27 protein-coding genes are annotated in these 21,755 nt (G+C 46.5%); all 27 read left to right on the top strand.

The features are described from left to right. On the top strand, positions 1-1,191 hold the full coding sequence (locus R7V76_RS04910; RefSeq protein WP_318091478.1) for a flagellar hook-length control protein FliK: 1,191 nt from the start codon (positions 1-3) through the stop codon (positions 1,189-1,191). Beyond that, positions 1,184-1,654 carry a flagellar hook capping FlgD N-terminal domain-containing protein gene (locus R7V76_RS04905; RefSeq protein ID WP_318091477.1) on the top strand — a complete coding sequence of 157 codons (471 nt, stop codon included), beginning with the start codon at positions 1,184-1,186 and terminating at the stop codon, positions 1,652-1,654. The genes R7V76_RS04910 and R7V76_RS04905 overlap by 8 nt, the downstream gene beginning before the upstream one ends. Further along, positions 1,654-2,490 carry a flagellar basal body rod protein FlgG gene (gene flgG, locus R7V76_RS04900; protein WP_318091476.1) on the top strand — a complete coding sequence of 279 codons (837 nt, stop codon included), beginning with the start codon at positions 1,654-1,656 and terminating at the stop codon, positions 2,488-2,490. Before R7V76_RS04905 ends, flgG begins: the two co-directional genes overlap by 1 nt. Further along, positions 2,487-2,723, top strand: coding sequence for a flagellar FlbD family protein (locus R7V76_RS04895; protein WP_026828015.1), 237 nt, complete (start codon positions 2,487-2,489; stop codon positions 2,721-2,723). Before flgG ends, R7V76_RS04895 begins: the two co-directional genes overlap by 4 nt. Continuing rightward, positions 2,698-3,147 carry a flagellar basal body-associated FliL family protein gene (locus R7V76_RS04890; protein ID WP_318091475.1) on the top strand — a complete coding sequence of 150 codons (450 nt, stop codon included), beginning with the start codon at positions 2,698-2,700 and terminating at the stop codon, positions 3,145-3,147. The genes R7V76_RS04895 and R7V76_RS04890 overlap by 26 nt, the downstream gene beginning before the upstream one ends. Positions 3,148-3,156: 9 nt before the next feature. Continuing rightward, positions 3,157-4,140, top strand: a complete 984-nt coding sequence (gene fliM / locus R7V76_RS04885; RefSeq protein WP_012370738.1) for a flagellar motor switch protein FliM — start codon at positions 3,157-3,159, stop codon at positions 4,138-4,140. 1 nt (position 4,141) lies between these two features. Further along, complete coding sequence (gene fliY, locus R7V76_RS04880) at positions 4,142-5,272, top strand: flagellar motor switch phosphatase FliY (protein WP_318091474.1); 1,131 nt, start codon at positions 4,142-4,144, stop codon at positions 5,270-5,272. 12 nt (positions 5,273-5,284) lie between these two features. Beyond that, positions 5,285-5,650, top strand: coding sequence for a response regulator (locus tag R7V76_RS04875; protein ID WP_012370736.1), 366 nt, complete (start codon positions 5,285-5,287; stop codon positions 5,648-5,650). After that, entirely contained in the window at positions 5,647-6,141 is a 495-nt protein-coding gene (locus R7V76_RS04870; protein ID WP_318091473.1) for a flagellar biosynthetic protein FliO, read from the top strand. The genes R7V76_RS04875 and R7V76_RS04870 overlap by 4 nt, the downstream gene beginning before the upstream one ends. Beyond that, positions 6,138-6,806: a flagellar type III secretion system pore protein FliP gene (gene fliP / locus R7V76_RS04865; RefSeq protein WP_114595506.1), complete on the top strand. Its 669-nt coding sequence runs from the start codon at positions 6,138-6,140 to the stop codon at positions 6,804-6,806. Before R7V76_RS04870 ends, fliP begins: the two co-directional genes overlap by 4 nt. 11 nt (positions 6,807-6,817) lie before the next feature. Next, on the top strand, positions 6,818-7,090 hold the full coding sequence (gene fliQ, locus R7V76_RS04860; RefSeq protein WP_012370733.1) for a flagellar biosynthesis protein FliQ: 273 nt from the start codon (positions 6,818-6,820) through the stop codon (positions 7,088-7,090). Next, positions 7,087-7,854 carry a flagellar biosynthetic protein FliR gene (fliR, locus tag R7V76_RS04855; RefSeq protein WP_318091472.1) on the top strand — a complete coding sequence of 256 codons (768 nt, stop codon included), beginning with the start codon at positions 7,087-7,089 and terminating at the stop codon, positions 7,852-7,854. Before fliQ ends, fliR begins: the two co-directional genes overlap by 4 nt. 1 nt (position 7,855) lies before the next feature. Continuing rightward, complete coding sequence (gene flhB / locus R7V76_RS04850) at positions 7,856-8,947, top strand: flagellar biosynthesis protein FlhB (RefSeq protein ID WP_318091471.1); 1,092 nt, start codon at positions 7,856-7,858, stop codon at positions 8,945-8,947. A 14-nt stretch (positions 8,948-8,961) separates the two neighbouring features. Then, on the top strand, positions 8,962-10,986 hold the full coding sequence (flhA, locus tag R7V76_RS04845) for a flagellar biosynthesis protein FlhA (protein ID WP_318091470.1): 2,025 nt from the start codon (positions 8,962-8,964) through the stop codon (positions 10,984-10,986). A 3-nt stretch (positions 10,987-10,989) separates the two neighbouring features. After that, on the top strand, positions 10,990-12,069 hold the full coding sequence (gene flhF / locus R7V76_RS04840) for a flagellar biosynthesis protein FlhF (RefSeq protein WP_318091469.1): 1,080 nt from the start codon (positions 10,990-10,992) through the stop codon (positions 12,067-12,069). Beyond that, a complete protein-coding gene (locus tag R7V76_RS04835; RefSeq protein WP_318091468.1) occupies positions 12,066-12,920 on the top strand; it encodes a MinD/ParA family protein in 855 nt (284 codons plus the stop codon). Before flhF ends, R7V76_RS04835 begins: the two co-directional genes overlap by 4 nt. 21 nt (positions 12,921-12,941) lie before the next feature. Beyond that, positions 12,942-14,933: a chemotaxis protein CheA gene (locus tag R7V76_RS04830; protein WP_318091467.1), complete on the top strand. Its 1,992-nt coding sequence runs from the start codon at positions 12,942-12,944 to the stop codon at positions 14,931-14,933. A gap of 11 nt (positions 14,934-14,944) precedes the next feature. Then, on the top strand, positions 14,945-15,373 hold the full coding sequence (locus R7V76_RS04825) for a chemotaxis protein CheW (RefSeq protein WP_318091466.1): 429 nt from the start codon (positions 14,945-14,947) through the stop codon (positions 15,371-15,373). Beyond that, complete coding sequence (locus R7V76_RS04820) at positions 15,366-15,974, top strand: chemotaxis protein CheC (RefSeq protein WP_318091465.1); 609 nt, start codon at positions 15,366-15,368, stop codon at positions 15,972-15,974. Before R7V76_RS04825 ends, R7V76_RS04820 begins: the two co-directional genes overlap by 8 nt. Continuing rightward, entirely contained in the window at positions 15,967-16,449 is a 483-nt protein-coding gene (locus R7V76_RS04815) for a chemotaxis protein CheD (protein WP_012370724.1), read from the top strand. The genes R7V76_RS04820 and R7V76_RS04815 overlap by 8 nt, the downstream gene beginning before the upstream one ends. 13 nt (positions 16,450-16,462) lie before the next feature. Continuing rightward, complete coding sequence (locus tag R7V76_RS04810) at positions 16,463-17,236, top strand: FliA/WhiG family RNA polymerase sigma factor (protein ID WP_318091464.1); 774 nt, start codon at positions 16,463-16,465, stop codon at positions 17,234-17,236. Positions 17,237-17,247: 11 nt separating this feature from the next. Further along, positions 17,248-17,703, top strand: a complete 456-nt coding sequence (locus R7V76_RS04805; RefSeq protein WP_318091463.1) for a hypothetical protein — start codon at positions 17,248-17,250, stop codon at positions 17,701-17,703. A 129-nt stretch (positions 17,704-17,832) separates the two neighbouring features. Then, positions 17,833-18,567 (top strand): 30S ribosomal protein S2, encoded by a 735-nt coding sequence (gene rpsB, locus R7V76_RS04800; RefSeq protein WP_012370721.1) that lies wholly within the window; start codon positions 17,833-17,835, stop codon positions 18,565-18,567. 82 nt (positions 18,568-18,649) lie between these two features. After that, the gene (tsf, locus tag R7V76_RS04795; protein ID WP_114595518.1) at positions 18,650-19,531 is read left to right on the top strand and encodes a translation elongation factor Ts; all 882 of its coding nucleotides are present in this window, start codon (positions 18,650-18,652) and stop codon (positions 19,529-19,531) included. A 110-nt stretch (positions 19,532-19,641) separates the two neighbouring features. Next, positions 19,642-20,361, top strand: a complete 720-nt coding sequence (pyrH, locus tag R7V76_RS04790) for a UMP kinase (protein ID WP_012370719.1) — start codon at positions 19,642-19,644, stop codon at positions 20,359-20,361. A gap of 1 nt (position 20,362) precedes the next feature. Next, positions 20,363-20,920, top strand: coding sequence for a ribosome recycling factor (gene frr / locus R7V76_RS04785; RefSeq protein ID WP_290828784.1), 558 nt, complete (start codon positions 20,363-20,365; stop codon positions 20,918-20,920). 83 nt (positions 20,921-21,003) lie between these two features. Beyond that, entirely contained in the window at positions 21,004-21,741 is a 738-nt protein-coding gene (locus R7V76_RS04780) for an isoprenyl transferase (protein WP_012370717.1), read from the top strand. The last annotated feature ends 14 nt before the right edge of the window (positions 21,742-21,755 follow it).

Genomic DNA, 21,755 nt, shown 5'->3' with positions numbered 1-21,755 from the left:
ATGAACTTGACGGATGTACAGCAAACACAAACGGCTAAACCGCTTACAAAGTTTAACGGGAAAGAGCTGCCGGCAAGCGGAGTTGGGAATTTTGCTTCATTGCTCCAATATTTAGTACAACCTTCAGTTGAGACCGGACAGAACCATTCACTTGATTCGCAAACGATGCCGACTGAAGGAACGACAGATCTTGAAGTCAAACCGTTGGTGGAGCAATTGACGGCACAGCCGGAAAAAGTATTACAACTCTTGGAACAACCCGATGTGGAAAAAATGACGCATGATTCAAAAAAAGCGATGCAACTGATTCAGTTCATCAAAACGATTCAAGACGGTCAGTCAGGGCAAGCATTGGAGTTATTCGAACAATTTCCTGCTTCGATCCAACAAGTCCTGACAGCCGCTATGTCGACTGTTGTCGGGACCGCTAAAGAACATGTAAAAGTAAATGAATTACCGGTTGAAAAGAATGCGCCTGTCACACACAAGACGGATCCTTCAGGAACTATCCTGCCGTCTCCGCTCATGTCGGTGCCGTTAGTAGCCGCCTTACCTCCAGCATTGAGTGATGATGGAGTGGTCAAAAAAGAGGCGATTGTGCCGTCGATTTTGAACCGCCTTGTATCTTCTGAGCCATCGACACCAATCTTGAAAGCTGCCGGCTTGACTAAAAAGGGAATTGAATCCATGCCGATGATTGCGGATCCGGAAGGGAAGGAACAACCAGCACCACTGACCGGACTAAAACTTGAACGAATGACTAGTGTGGGACCCGCAATTGTTCGCCCGCAAGTTATGCATTCGAGTGTTGACGAGCAACTCACGTCACGCATTGAAGCAGCGATGAAACAAGCACCTTTTTTGAAAGGGGCAGACGGTTCAACACGTATGTCAATCCGGTTGTATCCAGAACAGTTAGGTGAGGTCGTCATTCAGTTGGATAAAAAAGACGGGTTACTGACGGTGAAGCTTTTTGCGGCGACGGAACAAGCGAAACAACTGCTCGATCAGCAACTCGGAAAGTTACATACGTCGTTGCAACCACAAGCACCACTCGTGAAGGTCGAAACCGGGATGTTAGCAGCGAGTGTCAAAGACTTTGAACAAGGTTTGCCGCAAGAACGACGGGAACGTCAGCAGGAAGAACCAACACCGTACGAAGAAGAACTAGAGGAGGATGAAGATGACTGATTCCGTCAAAAATGATGCGTCGTCTTATCAGTTACCGGATAAAACGAAAGTGCCGTCCAGTAATTCGATGGATAAAGACATGTTCATGAAAATCCTGATTGCCCAATTATCCAATCAAGATCCGACGGCACCGATGGAAGACAAGGAGTTCATTTCCCAAATGGCTCAGTTTTCTTCTCTTGAACAGATGCAATCGATCGGTAAAGGGATTGAGACGATGATGTTAAATCAGCATGCTGCTGCTTTGATGAATTACAGTAATTTGATTGGAAAGAAAGTCAGCTATGAGAGTGAAACCGTCACAAAAGATGCGACAGGAGCCGATGTGACATCAACTGTCAAAGAGACGGCCAACGTTCTCAGCGTCAAACGCGACGGAGTCGATATCCTCGCTGAATTATCGAACGGAAAAAGTGTCAGTGTCTATGACCTGACAGAGATCAAACCAAAGGAGGAAAAATAATGTTACGTTCAATGTATTCAGGAATCAGTGGGTTAAAGAACTTCCAAACCAAGTTAGATGTCGTCGGGAATAACATCGCCAACGTTAATACGTTTGGGTATAAAAAAGGCCGTGTCACGTTTAAAGATCTTGTCAGTCAATCTGTCGGTTCGGCATCAGGCAATGGCGGGGGTGTCGGTGGGGCAAACCCGAAACAGGTCGGACTCGGAGCATCCATGGCTACCGTTGACAGTGTTTCAAACCAAGGAGCTTTACAAAATACAGGCCGCACATTGGATGTTGCCATCTCAGGTGAAGGATTCTTCCAGGTTCAAACGGCTGACGGTGTCCGTTATGCCCGGTCAGGAAACTTTTACACGGATCTTGACGGGAATTTAGTAACAGGAGACGGGAATTATGTTATCGGTTCAAACAATGCCGGACCACTAGGTCAACCGACGATTCCGCTGGGTGGGGACTACAAGACGATCAATATCCCAGCCAACGCACAAAATCTTTCGATTGCGAAAGACGGTCTTGTCACGTATGTCGATCCGGCAGGTGAGCTTCAGCAAGCAGGTTACATCTCATTGGCCAACTTCCCGAACCCGGGTGGTCTTGAAAAGTCCGGTTCGAATATGTATGCGATTTCTCAGAACTCGGGTCAACCGACATCCGCTACGCCAAGTACAAACGGTCTCGGTCAATTGACTTCCGGTACACTCGAGATGTCAAACGTCGATTTATCAGAGGAATTTACGGAAATGATCATCGCGCAACGCGGATTCCAGGCGAATACGCGGATTATCACGACATCCGATCAGATTTTAGAAGAACTCGTTAACCTGAAACGATGATTACACTGACGACATTGCGTGAAACACCGCTCGTCTTAAATGCAATTTTGATTGAAGCGGTCCGGTCGACACCTGATACGACGATTCAGTTGGTCGGGGGACAGACTTATGTCGTTAAAGAAACGCTAGAAGAGGTAAAAGCCGCCACAATCGATTTTTACCGACAAGTCGGTTTAACGGGCTTGAACAGTGCTAGGAGGCTCGAAGATGGCAGAAGAAAAGAAGAAGAGTAAATTAAAATTACCACTCATCATGATTGTTGTCGCCATCATGATGGTGGGCGCCGGTTATATGCTTTCGAAATATTTGTTGACGAGTGATCCGACCGAAGCGAAGGTGGAACAACCGACAGGCGCGGAGCTCGAAGAACGAAGCTTTCAGACGGACGATTTAACGACGAATATCGCAGACGAACGTTTCTTGAATGTTCAATTTACAATCGTCACGGATGACGCGGCGACTCGAGAAGAATTGGAATTACGAAAATTCCAAATCAACAATATCATCTTAGGTGATCTCGCTTCAATGAAAAAACAGGAGTTAGATTCCAAGCAGGACATGGCAAAACTCGAAGAAAAATTACGGGGGCAATTTAAAAAGCTTCTGCAAGAAGGCGATGTTCAACGTGTCTACACGACGAAAAAAATCATCCAGTGAGGTGGCCGCATGAGCGAAGTATTATCACAACATGAAATTGACGCCCTGCTATCAGCCATTTCAAGCGGAGATATGGAAGTCGAGGAAATACGCAGTCAAGAAGAAGAACGTCGTGTGAAAGTGTACGACTTTAAACGGGCGTTGCGATTCTCAAAAGACCAAATGCGAAACTTAACGCGGATTCATGAACAATTCGCACGAGTCTTGACGACCCATTTCTCAGCACAGCTCAGAACATACGTCCAGTTTACGGTCAATACGGTTGAACAACTTCCTTATGATGAATTCATTCATTCCATTCCGAATATGACGCTGATCAATCTGGTGAACCTTCATCCGTTAGACGGACGGGTGATCTTCGAAGTGAATCCGAACATTGCTTATGCGATGCTCGATCGGTTACTCGGTGGCCCGGGGGAGGGCATGAATAAGATTGAGAACTTAACGGAAATCGAAACCCGGATTTTGACGCAGTTGTTTAAACGCGCCTTTGTCCAGTACGGGGCAGCGTGGGAATCGATTGCCGAAATCGAAGCCGAGTATGATGATTTGGAAATCAATCCACAATTTCTTCAACTCGTCTCACCGAATGAAACGGTCATTCTCGTCTCGATCTACGTGACGGTCGGAGAAGTGAGCGGAACGCTTAACGTCTGTCTGCCGTTCGTGACACTCGAACCGATCATCCCGAAACTATCGAGTCACTTTTGGATGCAACAAGAGAAACGAAAGTCAGCCGATAACCAAGAGTCAGAACATATGCAAACACAGTTGATGGGATCCATCGTCGATTTGAAAGCAGTGCTCGGCCAGACGGAACTTTCGTTTGGAGAATTGTTACACCTCGAGGTAGGCGATTGCCTGTCCCTCCAGACACGTACATCCGATCCGGTTGAATTGTTCGTCGATGATCGGAAAATGTTCAAAGCGCGGCCTGGTCTGAACGGGAAGCATCTCGCTTTACAAGTCTTACAACGAATTGAGGAGGAATAACATGAGCGATATGCTTTCGCAAGATGAAATCGATGCATTATTACGTGGAACCCCATCGGCTGAAGAACCAACCGATACCAGCTCGACAGAGGACTTACATCAACTGGATGAGATGGAAATTGACGCGCTCGGAGAAGTCGGCAACATCTCGTTAGGGAATTCTGCGACAGCCCTGTCCGCGTTATTAAATCAAAAAGTCGAAATCACGACGCCGCATGTCCGGATGATTACGATGGAAGAATTGCGGAGCCGCTATCCGATTCCGCACGTCGCCCTTCGTGTCGGATATACAGAGGGATTCAAAGGAGAAAACGTCTTGATTTTGACACAACGGGATGCGTCCGTCATTGCGAACTTGATGATGGGTGGAGACGGTGTCGTGGACGAGAGTCTTGAGATGGAACCGATTGCGCTGTCTGCCGTTCAGGAAGCGATGAATCAGATGATGGGGGCAGCAGCGACCTCGATGTCGACCGTCTTCTCGATGCGGATTGATATCTCACCTCCTGCAGTCGAAATTTTCGACTTCTCACAAGAAAAAAGTATCGTCGATAGTTTCTCGTTGTGGGAGAGCATGGTTATCATCGAATTTGATTTGAAAATCGGAACGCTGATCGACTCGAAAATCGTCCAATTGGCACCACTTGATTTTTCTAAACAATTGATTCAGAAATTATTCAGTGCCAGTACGACAACGACTGAATCAGCGCGAACCGCTCCAACCAGTTCACAAGAACCGGTCCGGGAACAGGCGACTGCTCCTCAGCCGCCACCAGAACCCCGGTATGAAGCACCGCCGGAACAGAAAAAAGAGCCGGTGGGCGTCAGTCCTGTCCAATTCGGACAATTTTCGGAAGTACAACAAGAGGGTCCACCCGGCAACATCGGGATGCTTTACGATGTACCGCTGAATGTTACGGTCGAACTGGGGCGGACACGCCGATCCGTTCGGGATATTTTAGAACTGACACAAGGCTCGATCATTGAGCTGGATAAATTAGCAGGAGAACCCGTTGACGTGTTCGTCAATAATACATTGATTGCAACGGGAGAAGTCGTTGTCATCGAAGAAAACTTCGGTGTCCGTATTACAGAGATCGTCAATACAAAAGAACGTCTACGGATGTTCTAAGGAGGAAATAGGATGAGTGCAAAAGTTTTGATTGTAGATGATGCAGCTTTCATGCGAATGATGATTAAGGAAATTTTATCTAAGAACGGCTATGACGTCGTCGGAGAAGCAGAAAACGGTCGGGAAGCCGTTTCGAAGTATAAAGAATTAACGCCAGATCTCGTTACATTGGACATCACGATGCCGGAAATGGACGGGATTTCAGCACTGAAAGAAATCAAAGCGTTTAACCCGGCTGCTAAAGTCATCATGTGTTCTGCCATGGGTCAACAATCGATGGTCATCGATGCGATTCAAGCCGGAGCAAAAGACTTCATCGTCAAACCGTTCCAGGCTGACCGCGTACTCGAAGCCGTTTCGAAAACCATTTCATCATGAGAAGACTGACCTGTTTGACCTGTCTTCTCCTGTTCCTGCTGACGCATCCGGTCGGTGCCGAAACAGTAGAAGAGAAGCTCAATCCATCTAAGAACAATGAACCTACAACACAACAGGTCGACGGGTCATCGACAGTCGTCACGGTCGTCAAAATCGTCGTGACACTCGCAGTTTTGATTGGTGGATTTCTTCTAGCCGTCCGTTTCATCAATGAGCGGACAAAAGGAGTCCGCCAATCGAGCCGCCTGTCTCATCTCGGAGGTGTCCCGCTTGGCAAAGATCGATCCGTTCAGCTCGTGAGGGTGCACGGTAAGATTTATGTTGTTGGTGTCGGTCAAAATGTTGAACTGCTTGATACGATTGAAGAAGATGATGAATGGTTAGCAACGGATACATCCGATAGCTCAGCACATACGTCAACCGCATCTCCGTTTCTGGAATCATTTAAGCAACAGCTGGATCAGTTCCAGAAGAAACGAGGACGGTCATGACGACGATTGAAAACTTGATTTCCTTGGATACGCCGTCCGGGACGGCGACTTCCATCAAATTACTGGTCTTACTTACGCTTTTATCATTAGCACCGTCGCTATTGATTTTGATGACCTGTTTCACACGGGTCATCGTCGTCCTATCCTTTGTACGTTCTGCTTTAGGGACACAACAAACACCGCCGAACCAACTGCTCGTCGGACTGGCGTTATTCATCACATTGTTTGTCATGGCACCTATTTTAACGGAATTGAATACGACGGCGTTACAGCCGTACATGGACGATAAAATTAGTCAAGAGGAAGCTTTTGATCAAGCCGGCGGAACGATGAAACGTTTTATGTCTCAGTACACGCGAAGCAATGACTTAGAACTCTTTTTGAAGTATGGCAATTACGAGAAGCCAGAGAAGGTCGAAGATATTCCGCTTGTCGCGTTAGTACCGGCTTATGCTATCAGCGAGTTAAAGACAGCATTTCAAATTGGATTCATGATTTTCATCCCGTTCCTCGTCATCGATATGGTCGTCTCGAGTGTCTTGATGTCGATGGGGATGATGATGTTACCGCCGGTCATGATTGCCTTACCGTTTAAATTATTATTGTTCATTTTAGTAGATGGTTGGCATTTGATTGTCGAATCACTACTCGTCAGCATGCGATAGGGAGGGACGACATGACGCAGGAAATGATTATTCAATTAGCCAGTTCGGCTGTATGGACCTTGTTAAAGGTGTCAGCACCGCTCTTGCTCGTCTCACTCGTCGTTGGACTTCTCGTCAGCATCTTGCAGGCGACGACTCAAATTCAGGAGCAGACCTTATCGTTTGTTCCAAAGATTGTTGCCGTTTTTCTAGCACTCGTCTTTTTTGGACCATGGATCATGGAAGAGCTCAAAACGTTTACTATTGAAATTTTCAAACAGATTGCCGAGGTTTCACGGAAATGACGTTACTGTCCTTTGTCAGTGTTTTTTTACTTGTATTTGGTCGGCTTGTCGGATTTTTAGTGGCTGCGCCTTTGTTCTCATCAAAGCAGTTACCTGCCCAGCATAAGCTGGCAATTGCTGCCGGACTTGCTTATTTTGCCAGTTACGCGGTTAAGACGACCGTTCAAGTCGATGACATCGATTTCTTTTTTCGCATGGGAACAGAAGTCATCATCGGGTTAGCACTCGGATTACTTGCGAGTTTTTTACTGTATGCGCCACAAATGGCTGGATCGATCATTGATTTACAGATGGGTCTTGCCATGGCCTCGGCATATGATCCGATGTTTGGGGGGCAATCGCCGATTGTCGGGCGATTTTTTTACATGATGACACTCCTTGTATTGCTGGCTTCCGATATGCATTTAATTTTACTGGACGGGATTTATACGAGCTTTCAAATCTTTCCGCCCGGTAGTGCGATTAATGTTTCCGGAGAAGCCGGCATGAGCTTAGTCGTTCGTGTCGTGGGTCTTGCTATGCTCACGGCCCTTCAAATGGCGATGCCACTTGTTGTTGCCTTGTTTTTAGTTGATTTGGCGCTTGGTTTTTTAGCAAAAACCGCACCACAGTTCAATATTTTTGCAATTGGATTTTCCGTCAAGTTATTGATGGGTTACGCGATTCTATTTTTACTCGCTGGAGCGACCATCACTGGAATTTCCCGATTTGTTCCGTTGTTACAAGACGTACTGTCCGATGCGATTCAATTACTAGGAGGTTGAGATGGGAAAATATACATTAACGCTTGACCTCCAGTATTTTGCAGGTGAAAAGACGGAAAAAGCATCGCCAAAAAAACGTGATGATTCTCGAAAAAAAGGTCAGGTCGCAAAGTCAGCTGATTTAACGAGTAGTTTGATGTTGTTTGGCATGTTTCTGATTTTATTTTTCTTTGGTCCGTTTCTAGGCAAACGGTTCGTCATGGTATTAGAAGATGGGCTGAGTGCGCAAACCGTTTTAGTCGCTGTCGAAGAAGGACGCGTCCAGGAAGTGATGATTGAAATGTTGGTCCAAATGAGTATTCTCGTGGCCCCATTTTTTCTGACAGCCGTCGTTATCGGTATCTTAGGGAATTTTGTACAAATTGGAGCCTTACTCAGCACGGAATCGATTCAACCGAAACTCGACCGGATCAATCCGCTGCAAGGGGTCAAACGAATCGTCAGCATGAAAGCATTGATTGAATTCTTAAAATCCGTTTTTAAATTACTTGTCATCGGTGTGACGAGCGGAACCGTTTTATGGAATAACAAAGTAGAAATTTCACGTTTGACGTCAGAACCGATTGGTGACGCCCTGGCGATTATCGGTCATCTGACTTTCCTGTTGGGAATTTCGGTCAGTATTGCGTTGATTGTCCTTGCCGTCCTCGATTTCGCTTATCAAAAATTCGATTTTGAAAAGTCGATTCGGATGAGTAAACAGGATTTAAAGGATGAGCATAAGAATACGGAAGGTGACCCGCAAATCAAAGGGAAAATCAAACAGCAACAACGGGAGATGGCGATGCGGCGGATGATGCAGGAAATACCGAACGCTGATGTTGTCATCACGAACCCGACCCATTACGCCGTCGCGATTCAATATGATGACGGCAAACATGCCGCACCAATCGTCGTCGCTAAGGGAGTGGATGCTGTCGCATTCCGGATTCGGGAGAAGGCGACAGCAGCTGAGATCCCGATTATTGAAAATAGACCGCTCGCACGAGCATTATTCGCAAAATCAGAAATAGGAATGGCAGTGGATGAATCATTTTATCAGGCACTCGCTGAAACACTCGCCTTTGTCTATCAAATGAAACAAGCGAAATGAAAGGATGAAGCATCATGACCATTTCAACACGAGATTTATCTGTCCTGCTAGGCGTCATTATGATTGTCTTCATGCTCGTCATTCCACTGCCAGGATTTTTACTTGATTTTCTTATCATTATCAACATTTTAATTGCCTTAATGGTCTTACTTGTCGCGATGAACGCGAAGGAAGCATTGGAATTTTCGGTCTTCCCGACACTCTTACTGATCGTGACCTTGTTCCGATTGGCACTTAACGTCTCGACGACCCGGTCGATTCTCTCGAACGGGAACGGTGGAGAAGTCATTGAAGCATTTGGTAGTTTCGTTGTCGGTGGAAACGCGTTGGTTGGATTCGTTGTCTTCCTGATTCTTGTTTTGATTCAGTTTTTGGTCATCACAAAAGGATCGGAGCGGGTATCGGAAGTATCGGCCCGCTTTACGCTCGACGCGATGCCCGGAAAGCAGATGGCGATTGATGCCGATTTGAACTCCGGTATGATCGACGAATTACAGGCTCGGACACGCCGTCAGAAAATCCAGTCAGAAGCCGATTTTTACGGCGCGATGGACGGGGCATCAAAATTCGTTAAAGGAGATGCGATTGCCGGTATCATCATCGTCATCATCAACTTGATTTTCGGAATGATTATCGGTGTCGTCCAACAAGGGTTACCGATGACCGAATCAATCAGCTTATACACCTTATTGACGGTCGGTGACGGGCTGGTCAGTCAAATCCCAGCCTTATTGATTTCCGTTGCAACCGGTATCATTGTTACCCGCTCGACTTCTGACGGAAACCTAGGGGAAGACATCATTGGACAGCTCTCGCGGACCCCTTTGCTCGTCATGATTGGAGCCGGCGCCATCTTCCTGTTAGGTCTTTTTACAGCGATTCCCGATTACGTGACGATTCCTGTCGCGGCTGCAGCAGCCTTCTTCGCTTGGCGATTGACACGAACGTCAAAAGCAGCGCAGGAAGAAGTCGCTGTCGAAGAGGCACCGGCTGAAAATCTACGATCGAGCGAATCGGTCATTTCACTCTTGAATGTCGATACGATTGAGTTTGAATTCGGTTATGGTTTGATCCCGCTCGCTGACGAAGCACAAGGCGGCGATTTGCTCGACCGGGTGGTCATGATCCGGAGACAGCTGGCACTTGAACTCGGGTTCGTCTTACCGACGGTCCGGATTCGCGACCATCTGCAACTCCCGCCAAACCACTACCGGATTAAAATCCGGGGTAGTGAGATGGCAACCGGTGAATTGTTGCTCGATCATTATCTGGCGATGAGTCCCGGTGTCGATGATCCGGAAATTCAAGGGATCGAGACGGTTGAACCCGCGTTCGGGATGCCGGCCTTATGGATTGACGAGCGGACGAGAAGCCGAGCCGAGATGTCCGGATACACGGTCGTTGATCCGCCGTCTGTCGTCGCGACGCACTTAACCGAACTTTTGAAAAAACATGCGGCCGATTTACTCGGTCGGGAAGAGACGAAACAACTGGTCGATCATTTGAAGGAGTCGCATCCGATTTTAGTCGACGAAGTGACACCACAATTGTTGTCAGTTGGCGAATTACAAAAAGTATTCGTTCAGTTGTTAAAAGAAAAAATTTCGATTCGAAACTTGCCGCTTATTTTCGAAACACTTGCTGATTATGCCACTGTGACGAAAGACAGTGATTTGCTGGCTGAATATGTCCGTCAAGCCTTGGCACGACAAATCACGGAACAGGTCTTGCAAGGAGACGTCTTACACGTCGTGACGGTATCGAGTGAGCTGGAGATGGATATCCAGTCAGCGATCCAAAAAACAGAGTTCGGTAATTATTTGGCACTTGATCCTGATAAAGCAACACGTTTCATCGAATCATTAAATGAATTGACGGCAGAATTCGAACGGTACGGGGCTCAGCCAATCGTCTTGGCATCACCAAGTATTCGGATGTTTGTTCGTCAATTGACAGAACGGTATTTCCCGGATGTACCCGTCCTGTCCTATAACGAACTGATTCCGACCATTGAAGTCAAGAGTATTGGGGTGATTTAACACATGATGGTAAAACGAATTGTCGCAAATTCTGTCAGCGAAGCCATGGAACTGGTCAAACAGGACTTAGGGAACGATGCCATTATTTTGAACACGCGCCAGATTAAAGTAGGCGGATTGTTTGGTCTATTTGCACAAAAGAAAGTGGAGCTGGTCGCTTCAGTAGAAGAGCATCCGGTTGTGAAAACGGTCCAACCGATCCAACCAATTGCTCCGCAAGCTTCATCCGAACCACGTCCGATTAAACCGGTAATGGAAAAACGTCCATCGTCTGTAGAATCGGTCAGTCCAAAAATTGTTTCGTTTGCGTCACGCCGGTTGCCGGAAGCGCTCCGTGCCTATGAAGTTTTACTCGCTGAACCGGCCTTGCAACACGAAGCGGAAGCGCTTTATGACTTGTTAGTGTCGACTTTTTACAAAACCAATGATTTAAACCAGGTCGAGCAAGTTTTCGCTGCAACCGTGACGGATTCGATTCGAGTCACAGCGGCGACTTCACGTTTCATCATGGTGACAGGACCGACGGGAGTCGGGAAAACGACGACACTGGCTAAACTGGCTGCTTATTACCGTTTGACGAAACAACAAAAAGTCGGATTGATCACGACGGATACATACCGGATTTCAGCTGTTGAACAATTACGGACGTATGCCGACATCATCGATATTCCGTTGCGCGTCGCATACGATTTACAGGAGTTTGAACAAGCGAAAGTCGACTTGTCAGATTGTGATGTCATTCTGATCGATACGGCAGGACGAAATTTTTTGGACGCAGGTTATGTCGAGCAGTTAAAAAAACGGCATGATTTTTCAGAGACCGATGTGTTTCTTGTACTCAGTCTCACGTCGAAGTACCGCGATTTAGAACAAATCCAACAACGTTTCGATCAAGTGCCGCTGTCCGGCTTTATTTTTACCAAAGCCGATGAAACGACGGATTTATGGGCGATTTATGGACTTGTGAAGAAAACACAGTTACCGCTGTTTTGTCTGACGACCGGACAGGAAGTGCCTGAAGACATCATCTGGCCGACAAGTGCAGAAGTTTCCCGAATGATTGTAGAAAGAGGGTTAAGATGATGCCAGAAGATCAGGCACGTGCGTTAAGATCAAAAGTTTCCGTCCGCGAAACAAAGACCATTGCCATCGTCAGCGGTAAAGGTGGGGTCGGAAAAACGAATGTTGCGGTAAACCTTGGTGTGGCACTATCGTTGCAGGCTAAAAAAGTATTGATCATTGATTTGGACATCGGAATGGCGAATGTCGGTGTATTGCTCGGAAAATCTTCTAAAGTCTCATTAATGGATTGTGTCAAGGAACGGTCCCCGTTGACTCAAGCTGTCGTCGAAGCGACGCCGGAGCTGCATTTCATTCATGGTGGGAGTGGATTTACAGAACTGATGGACCTGACGGATCATGATGTCGAATTCATGATGAGCGAGTTTCGTTTTTTTTATGAATACGATTTTGTATTACTTGATTTAGGCGCAGGGGCGACTCACCAGACCTTTGATTTCATCAGCAGTGCCGACGAAGCCTGGTTAGTCGTGACACCTGAACCGACGTCCATCATGGATGGCTATGCTTTCGTCAAATTGGCACATCATCATGCAAACGAACTTCCGGTCGCTGTCATTGTCAATCGGGCGACGAACGGCCAGGAAGCACTTGAGACGTTTGATCGGTTGCAACAGGTCAGTCAGAACTTTTTGGGGAAATCGTTACGTTTTGTCGGTTTTTTACCGGACGATCCGACTGTTATGAAAGCCGTCAAAGCCCAGCGCCCATTTTATGTATTTGATCGGACGAGTGATGTCAGTTGGCGGCTCGACCACATCACGACGTCGCTGACGGGACTTCAGGTCCAGGAACAGAAATTTTTAGACCGGTTACTGAATCGTTTGAAAAAACGCCATAACCGTGTCCGCTAACTATAAAGGAGGATACGTTCCATGGATTTAAATGAATATTTAGGATTGTTTCTCGATGAATCAATTGAACATTTACAAGCCATCAACTCGAGTTTGCTGATTTTTGAACAACGACTCGACGATGAAGCCGTCATCGATCAAATTTTCCGCTCCGCCCACACCTTAAAAGGGATGTCCGGAACGATGGGATATGATGCGATTGCCGATTTAACACATGAAATGGAAAGTGCCCTGGATTTGGTCCGTTCAAAGACACAACCAGCCACACCTGAATTAATCGATGTGCTGTTTGTCGCAGCTGAACAACTCGAAACGATGGTTGAGGATATCAGTCAAGGCGGAACAGGCAAGTTGGATGTCACAACAACCGTTATTCGTTTGAAGAAGTTTATCGAGCCGGGTACGGAGTCAACTCAGAACATGGTTAAACCCGCTGGGACAGTCATGAAGAATTTTGAGTGTGACGTTTACTCCGAGTCGGTTGTCCGTCAATCGATGGCTTCCGGTTATCAGGCGTACGTCATTACAGTCGAATTATCGGCCGATGTCATCTTGAAGGCAGCCCGGGTCTATATGGTATTTGACCGGTTGCAAAACCTTGGCGATGTCATCTTGTCAAATCCGACTTCGGATGAGCTGGAACAAGAACAGTTCGAGACACGTTTCGATGTTTTGTTCGTGACGATGAAGTCTGCTGAAGACATTCAACAGGAAATCAAATCCGTTTCGGAAGTTGCTCAAGTTTTGATTCAGCCATTCGAAGTGTCTGTTGAACCGGCAGCGGCAGCGACGTTGCTCGAACCGGTGGAAGAGACACCGGCCGTCAATACTTCGACAGAGACTTCAAATGAGACGCAGACACCAATCGCGGCAAAAACGATTCGGGTCAACCTCGAACGAATTGATCGGCTGATGAATCTGTTTGAAGAATTCATCATTGACCGCGGACGTCTCGAACGGATTGCGGCAGAGGTCGGTTCGTCTGATTTGACAGAAACAGTTGAACGGATTAAACGCGGGACAAATGAATTACAATCACTAGTCCTGACGTTGCGGATGATGCCGATCGAACAAGTCTTCAATCGTTTTCCGCGGATGGTGCGTTCGGTATCAAAAGATGTCGGCAAAAACATCAAGCTGCACATTACAGGAGCAGAAACGGAACTCGATCGGACGGTCATCGATGAAATTGGCGATCCGCTTGTCCACTTGATCCGAAATGCCGTTGATCATGGAATCGAGAGTAAAGCCGACCGGATTTTAGCCGGAAAACCAGTCGAAGGCAATCTGTCACTTCGGGCCTATCATTCCGGAAACCGTGTCTTCATCGAGATTGAAGATGACGGCGCAGGCATCAATCACGAACGTGTGACGAAAATCGCACTGGAAAAAGGATTATTGACGGAAGAAGAGGCGGCACTATTAACGCCGGAAGAAGCGGCAATGTTGTTATTCGCTCCCGGATTCTCAACAGCAGAAACTGTCACCGACTTATCCGGTCGCGGTGTCGGACTGGACGTCGTCAAATCGAAAATTGAATCACTCGGTGGAGAAGTCTTTGTTGAGACGAAACGCGGGGAAGGAACGATTTTCAGAATCAGTTTACCGCTGACGTTATCGATTATTTCGGCAATGCTTGTCAAACTGGGTCAAGAAACCTACGCGATTCCTTTGACTGCAATCATTGAGACAACATCTTTGAAGCAGGACGTCATTTTACAAGCCCACCGGGAAAAAGTATTCGATTTCCGTGGTCAGCTCGTTCCGTTAATTTCATTAAATCAAGTATACGGATTACCGCACGTGGAGGCCGATGCTTATTCTGTCGTCGTCGTCCGAAGCGGAGAAAAATTAGCCGGATTAATGGTTTCTGAATTGATTGGTCAGCAGGAAATCGTCATGAAACCGTTAGGAAGTTATCTTGAGGGAATTCGTGCGATTTCAGGTGCGACGATTCTGGGTGACGGGCAAGTTGCGTTAATCATTGACAGCAATGCACTGTTACGAAAGTGAGGGAATGAAAAATGGAACAGAAATGGGTCGTCTTTCAATTAGAAGAAAATGCATACGGGATTGATGTACAATCGGTCCGTTCAATCGAGCGTGTCATTCCGATTACACGCATTCCGAACGCAGCATCTTATGTCAAAGGTGTCATTAACCTGCGTGGCGTCGTGACACCCGTGATTGATTTGCGGACACGTTTAGGATTTGAGGCCGTTGAGGAAACAGAAGAAACACGCATCATCATCGCGACACTGGAGCACGGGGATGCAGGATTCATCGTAGATTGTGCAAACGAAGTCGTGGAAGCAGCAGATGTCCGGATTGAACCGCTGACAGATCAAAAACAAGACGAAACGACTTATTTGACGGCCATCGCTAAAGGAGAAGATCAACTATTCTCTTTACTTGAACCAAACCGTTTATTTGAAGAGATCATCCATGCTTAATCGGATGGAACAGGATGTCTTTCGGGAAATCGGCAATATCGGGGCAGCGCATGCGGCGACCGCATTATCCACTTTACTCGGACAACCGATTGAAATCGCAGTGCCTTCAGCGGACTTAGAAGGATTCACGACTATCATCGAACGGGTGGGAGGTGCTGAAGCGTATACAGCAGGAGCACTCCTTCGGTTTTCCGGTGATATTAAAGCATCCTTACTGTTTTTGATGCCGCTTCACGATGCTGAAAAACTGATTTCACAGTTGTTGCAACAGCCGTTTCAATTTTTCTCGGATCACCATGCGCTCGGCGTTTCAGCATGGGAAGAAATCGGAAACATTTTGATCGGAGCGTATGCCCGAGCGATTTCGGATTGGTTGGATTTATCCGTTCATGTCACGGTTCCGGCATCAGCTTTTGATATGGTGGGAGCAATTTTGGAAGTCGCCTTACTTGAGTCGACAAAATTTGGTAACATGGCAGTATATATCGATACACGTTTATCCAGTTCAGGTAATGATTTGAATGGTCATTTACTGTTACTACCTGAAGAAGGTGCCTTTAGTTCGGTCTTTCAGCGATTGGGTGTGGATATTGATGGATGAAGTCGTTCGGATTGGAATTGCAGAATATGCAGTCAGCCAAAAACCAATCATTCTTCGGACGGCTGGACTAGGTTCTTGTGTCGGTGTCATCATCTACGACCAAGAACGTGGACTGTCGAGTATGGCCCATGTCATGTTGCCGGATTCGACCATCAGCCGGAATATCGCACTGGAAATCGGAAAGTTCGCCGATACAGCCGTCGTCGAGTTGGCACGTCGTCTTCGTCAAAGCGGAGCGATTCGTCTTCGGGCGAAAATTGCCGGTGGTGCACAGATGTTTCAATTTAAATACGAACACGAATCGATGCGAATCGGCGAACGGAATATTGCAGCTGTAAAATTGGCTTTACGAAAAGCGAACGTCCCACTCGTTGCGGAAGACGTTGGTGGAACAAACGGTCGAACGATCGAGTTCCATTCTCAGACAGGCCGGTTAGTCATCCGGACGGTTAACGTCGGAACGCTGGAAATTTAGAGGAGGAATGGTCATGCGTGAGGAATTACAACAACTTTGGAATCAATGGCTATCGACGCGTGATATAGCGGTAGCTGACCGGTTACTGCAGAATTATGAACCTCTTGTGCACTACCACGTTCAGCGTCTCAGCGCGACACTTCCGAAAAGTGTCGATCGTGATGAATTAAAGAGTCTTGGAATGATGGGGCTGTATGATGCTCTTCAAAAATTTGATCAAAATCACAACAATAAATTCGATACGTATGCAGCTTTCCGGATTCGTGGCGCCATTTTGGACGGATTACGAAAAATTGACTGGTTACCCCGGTCGTTACGGGAAAAATCAAAACGGGTCGAAGCCGCTGTCGAGATTTTAGAACAAAGTCTTCAACGGACGCCGACGATTGATGAAGTCTCGTCGATTGTTGACATGAGCCCGGAAGAAGTCAAGACGGCACTCGCTGAGAGTTATTTTGCGAATATTCTTTCGATCGACGAAGCCGTGACGCTTCAAGACGAAGGGAAGGCGATGGCTGTTTCCTACCTCGATCCGGATGCCGCGACACCTGAAGATACACTTTTGATGCGGGAATTGATTTCAAAGCTTGCGGAAGAAGTGGAACAGTTGTCCGAAAAGGAACAGTATGTCGTGTCCCTCTTTTACTTTGAAGAACTGACATTGACGGAAATCGGCGAAGTCCTCGGATTGTCCACTTCACGGATTTCCCAGATTCATTCGAAAGCGCTCAGAAAACTGAAACAAGCACTTGGAAGCGCCTATCTTTCTGACCGCGTCGCGATGTGAAAGGACAGACCATGACACTTTTTTATATTTTACTGGCAGCACTCATTTGCTACGGCCTTTTATTATTATTTAAGCAACAGGCACTGTTGAAGGACCGCGTTACCGACCTGGAACGACAGAAGCAGGAAACGGAAGCAATTCTGTTACAATTCATGCAACAAGTGAATGAGTTGACGGACGGGGAAGAAAAATCCCGCCCAACGGCTTCTGTCCAACAGCAGTCTCATGGCGAGGTCGTTTTAGCAGAAGAATCAGGACTACCGGAGCATCCGTCTGATCTGAAAGAAGCGTCTCCGCGAGAAGACGGATCAGACGACCGAATGGAAGAACCGGAACTGTTAGACGTAAAAGACCAGCTCGAAAAAGGTGCTGATTTGGATCAGTTGGCACGTTCATTGAATCGGGGAGCAGGGGAAGTCGCACTGATTGCTAAACTTTCTCGGAAAACGAAGGTTGCCCGGCGTTAAACTTTATGCTATATTAGTCTACGGTGTTAATTACGCACGCATGTATCGCCGGCTGCGGTGCCTTTAATAGGTTAGCTGGAACAACGATCATCGCGGAGGACATCCAAAACCCAAAAGGAGGAATTCATCATGGCAGTAATCTCGATGAAACAATTGTTAGAAGCTGGTGTACACTTCGGTCACCAAACACGCCGTTGGAACCCAAAAATGGCAAAATACATCTTCACAGAACGTAACGGAATCTACATCATTGACCTACAAAAAACGGTTAAAAAAGTAGACGAAGCTTACAACTTCATCCGTGAAGTAGCGTCTGAAGGCGGAAACGTTCTTTTCGTTGGTACGAAAAAACAAGCTCAAGACACTGTGAAAGAAGAAGCGATCCGTGCAGGTCAATACTTCATCAACGAACGTTGGTTAGGTGGAACACTCACGAACTTCTCGACAATCAAAAAACGTATCAACCGTTTAAAACAACTCGAAAAAATGGAAGAGAACGGTACATTCGAAGTTCTTCCTAAAAAAGAAGTCATCATTCTTAAAAAAGAAATGACTCGTCTTGAGAAATTCCTCGGCGGTATCAAAGATATGCCAGGCGTTCCAGATGCACTCTTCATCGTTGACCCACGCAAAGAGCGTATCGCGATTGCAGAAGCACACAAACTCAACATCCCAATCGTTGCGATCGTTGACACAAACTGTGATCCGGACGAAATCGACTACGTCATCCCAGCAAACGACGATGCGATCCGTGCAGTCAAATTGCTTACTGGTAAAATGGCTGACGCAATCCTCGAAGTTAAACAAGGCGAAGATAACGTAGCACCTGAAACTACTGAAGAAGTAGTAGCAGACGCTGAGTAATTCGTGATGCCAGGTGATAAAGGGAATTGACCTTTTATCACCTTTTTTTTGAAAATAAGGACCTTATAAGGAGGAATATCGAATGGCTATTACAGCAGCTATGGTAAAAGAACTTCGTGAAAAAACTGGTGCAGGGATGCTTGACTGCAAAAAAGCACTCGTCGAAGCTGATGGGGACATGAACGCAGCAATCGACTTCTTGCGTGAAAAAGGAATCGCGAAAGCGGCAGCTAAAGGCGACCGGATTGCAGCAGAAGGTTTGACAGCTGTTGCCGTTAACGGAAACAAAGCAGCACTTGTTGAAATCAACTCAGAAACTGACTTCGTTGCGAAAAACGAACGTTTCCAATCACTCGTTCAAAACATTGCAGACGCAGTACTCCGCAATGGTTCTGAAACGGCTGAAGCAGCACTTGCTTCTGAATACGAAGCAGGAAAAACAATCGACACATACATCTCAGAAGAAGCATCAACAATCGGAGAGAAAATTTCACTCCGTCGTGTAGCACTCTTCGCTAAAGAAGACAACGCAGCATTCGGTTCTTACCTCCACATGGGCGGTCGTATCGGTTCTGTCGTCGTCGTCGAAGGCACAACAGACGAAACGGTTGCAAAAGATATCGCAATGCACATCGCTGCAGCACGTCCACTTTACGTCGATCGTTCTTCTGTCACAGAAGAAGAAAAAGCACGTGAAGAAAAAGTTTTGACAGAGCAAGCACTCAACGAAGGCAAACCTGCTAACATCGTTGAAAAAATGATTGCTGGTCGTATGAACAAATTCTACGAAGAAATCTGCCTCGTTGACCAAACATTCGTCAAAGATCCAGACTTCAAAGTTGGTAAATACGTAGAATCTAAAGGCGGAAAAATCGTTTCATTCGTACGCTTCGAAGTTGGAGAAGGTATGGAAAAACGTGAAGAAAACTTCGCTGAAGAAGTAATGAACCAACTTAAAAAATAAGAATCAGGATTTCCTGATGACAAGAGAAGGAACACGTATGCTTCAATCCACTTTCGTGTGGAAGTGGGTCGTGTTCCTTTTTTACGGAATTTAGCAAGGGGGACATAGTCATGCAACCGAAATATAACCGGATTGTGTTAAAATTGAGCGGAGAAGCGCTCGCAGGAGATCAAGGGTTCGGAATTCATCCTGGTATTGTCAATTCGATTTCGAATCAGATTAAGGAATTAGTCGAATTGAACGTAGAAGTCGCAGTCGTCGTAGGTGCAGGAAATATTTGGCGCGGTAAGACGGGAGCGGAGCTTGGGATGGACCGGGCAAATGCCGATTATATGGGAATGCTTGCGACCGTCATGAACTCGCTTGCTTTACAAGATAGCCTGGAGTCCGTTGGTGTCGAAACACGTGTTCAGACGTCGATTGAGATGCGACAAGTCGCTGAACCTTACATCCGCCGCCGGGCAATGCGTCATCTTGAAAAAGGACGGGTTGTTATCTTTGCAGCCGGAACAGGAAATCCTTATTTCTCAACAGATACGACAGCAGCGCTTCGGGCAGCTGAAATCGAAGCGGAAGTCATCCTGATGGCGAAAAACAACGTCGACGGTGTCTATTCAGCTGATCCAAACGTTGATCCGGACGCGAAGAAATTTGAGACATTGTCTTACCTCGACGTTCTTAAAGACGGGCTTCAAGTCATGGATTCAACGGCAACATCACTTTGTATGGATAATGATATCCCGCTCATCGTCTTCTCGTTGATGGAAGAAGGAAACATTAAACGGGTCGTCACCGGTGATGAAATCGGGACACTTGTAAGGGGGAAATAACATGTCACAAGCAATCATGAAACAAGCAGAAGAGCGGATGGAGAAAGCACATCTGTCATTAAAAAAAGAACTTGCAACGTTACGTGCAGGACGTGCAAACGTCTCAATCCTTGATCCGGTTCAAGTGGACTACTACGGTTCACCGACACCACTCAATCAAGTCGCAAACGTCAATACGCCGGAAGCGCGTTTGATTTTGATTACACCATGGGATAAATCGATGGTGACAGAAATCGAAAAAGCGATTCAACGTGCAGATCTCGGACTGGCTCCTTCTTCAGACGGAACAGTCATTCGTTTGGCGATTCCGCCACTGACAGAAGATCGTCGGAAAGAACTCGTGAAACTTGTCAAGAAGTACACGGAAGAAGGAAAAGTCGCACTTCGGAACATCCGTCGTGATACGAACGAACAATTGAAAAAACAAGAAAAAGACGGCGCGTTGACGGAAGACGATCTACGCGGTTACACGGAAGATGTTCAAACCTTGACGGATAAATTCGTTAAAGTACTTGATCAAACTGCCGCGGATAAAGAACAAGAAATTATGGAAGTATGACACGTTATATCGTCAGGTTGGGGACTCTTTGTCACACGAAGAGTCCCTTTCTTCTTAAACTAAACGAGGGGAGGAAGAAGTAAATGTTTCAATGGTTAAATCAGACTAAAGAAGTAATTGAACAACAAGTTCCTGAACACATTGCGATTATCATGGATGGAAACGGACGTTGGGCAAAAAAACGAGGCCTTCCCCGGATCATGGGGCATCGTGAAGGGATGAAATCTGTCCGGGAAGTTGTTCGGACGGCAAATGAATTAGGTGTGAAAAGTTTGACGTTATATGCTTTTTCGACCGAAAATTGGACGCGTCCTGAAGAAGAAGTCAGTTTCCTGATGAAACTGCCGGCCCAGTTTTTAGAATCCGATTTAAAGGATTTAAATGAACGTAATGTCAAAGTCGAAGTGGCGGGAGAAGTGTCACGTCTGCCGATTTATACGCGGGAAGCCGTTCAACAAGCGAAAACAGATACAGCAAACAATACAGGACTTCGGCTGATTTTCGCCCTCAATTACGGAGGACGGGATGAAATCGTCCAAGTCATGCAGAAAATTGCTGAAAAAGTCCAGGCCGGTTTGTTACAACCCGACATGATTACAAATGAAATCATTGAACAGGAATTGATGACAGGTTCGATGACGGATGTCGATCTCGTCATCCGGACGAGCGGGGAACAACGACTTTCAAACTTTTTATTATGGCAAGCTGCCTATGCCGAATTTTACTTTACTGATGTCTTATGGCCAGAGTTCCGGCGTGACCAGTTCTTAGCGGCAATTGAAGACTATAATCAACGGACCCGTCGTTTTGGCGGAGTCTGACTAAACGAGGACAT

Source organism: Exiguobacterium artemiae (assembly GCF_033342815.1).
GTDB classification, from domain to species: domain Bacteria; phylum Bacillota; class Bacilli; order Exiguobacteriales; family Exiguobacteriaceae; genus Exiguobacterium_A; species Exiguobacterium_A artemiae_A.
Note: the sequence above shows the minus strand (reverse complement) of the source record. Positions and strands in the feature narration are given on the sequence as shown.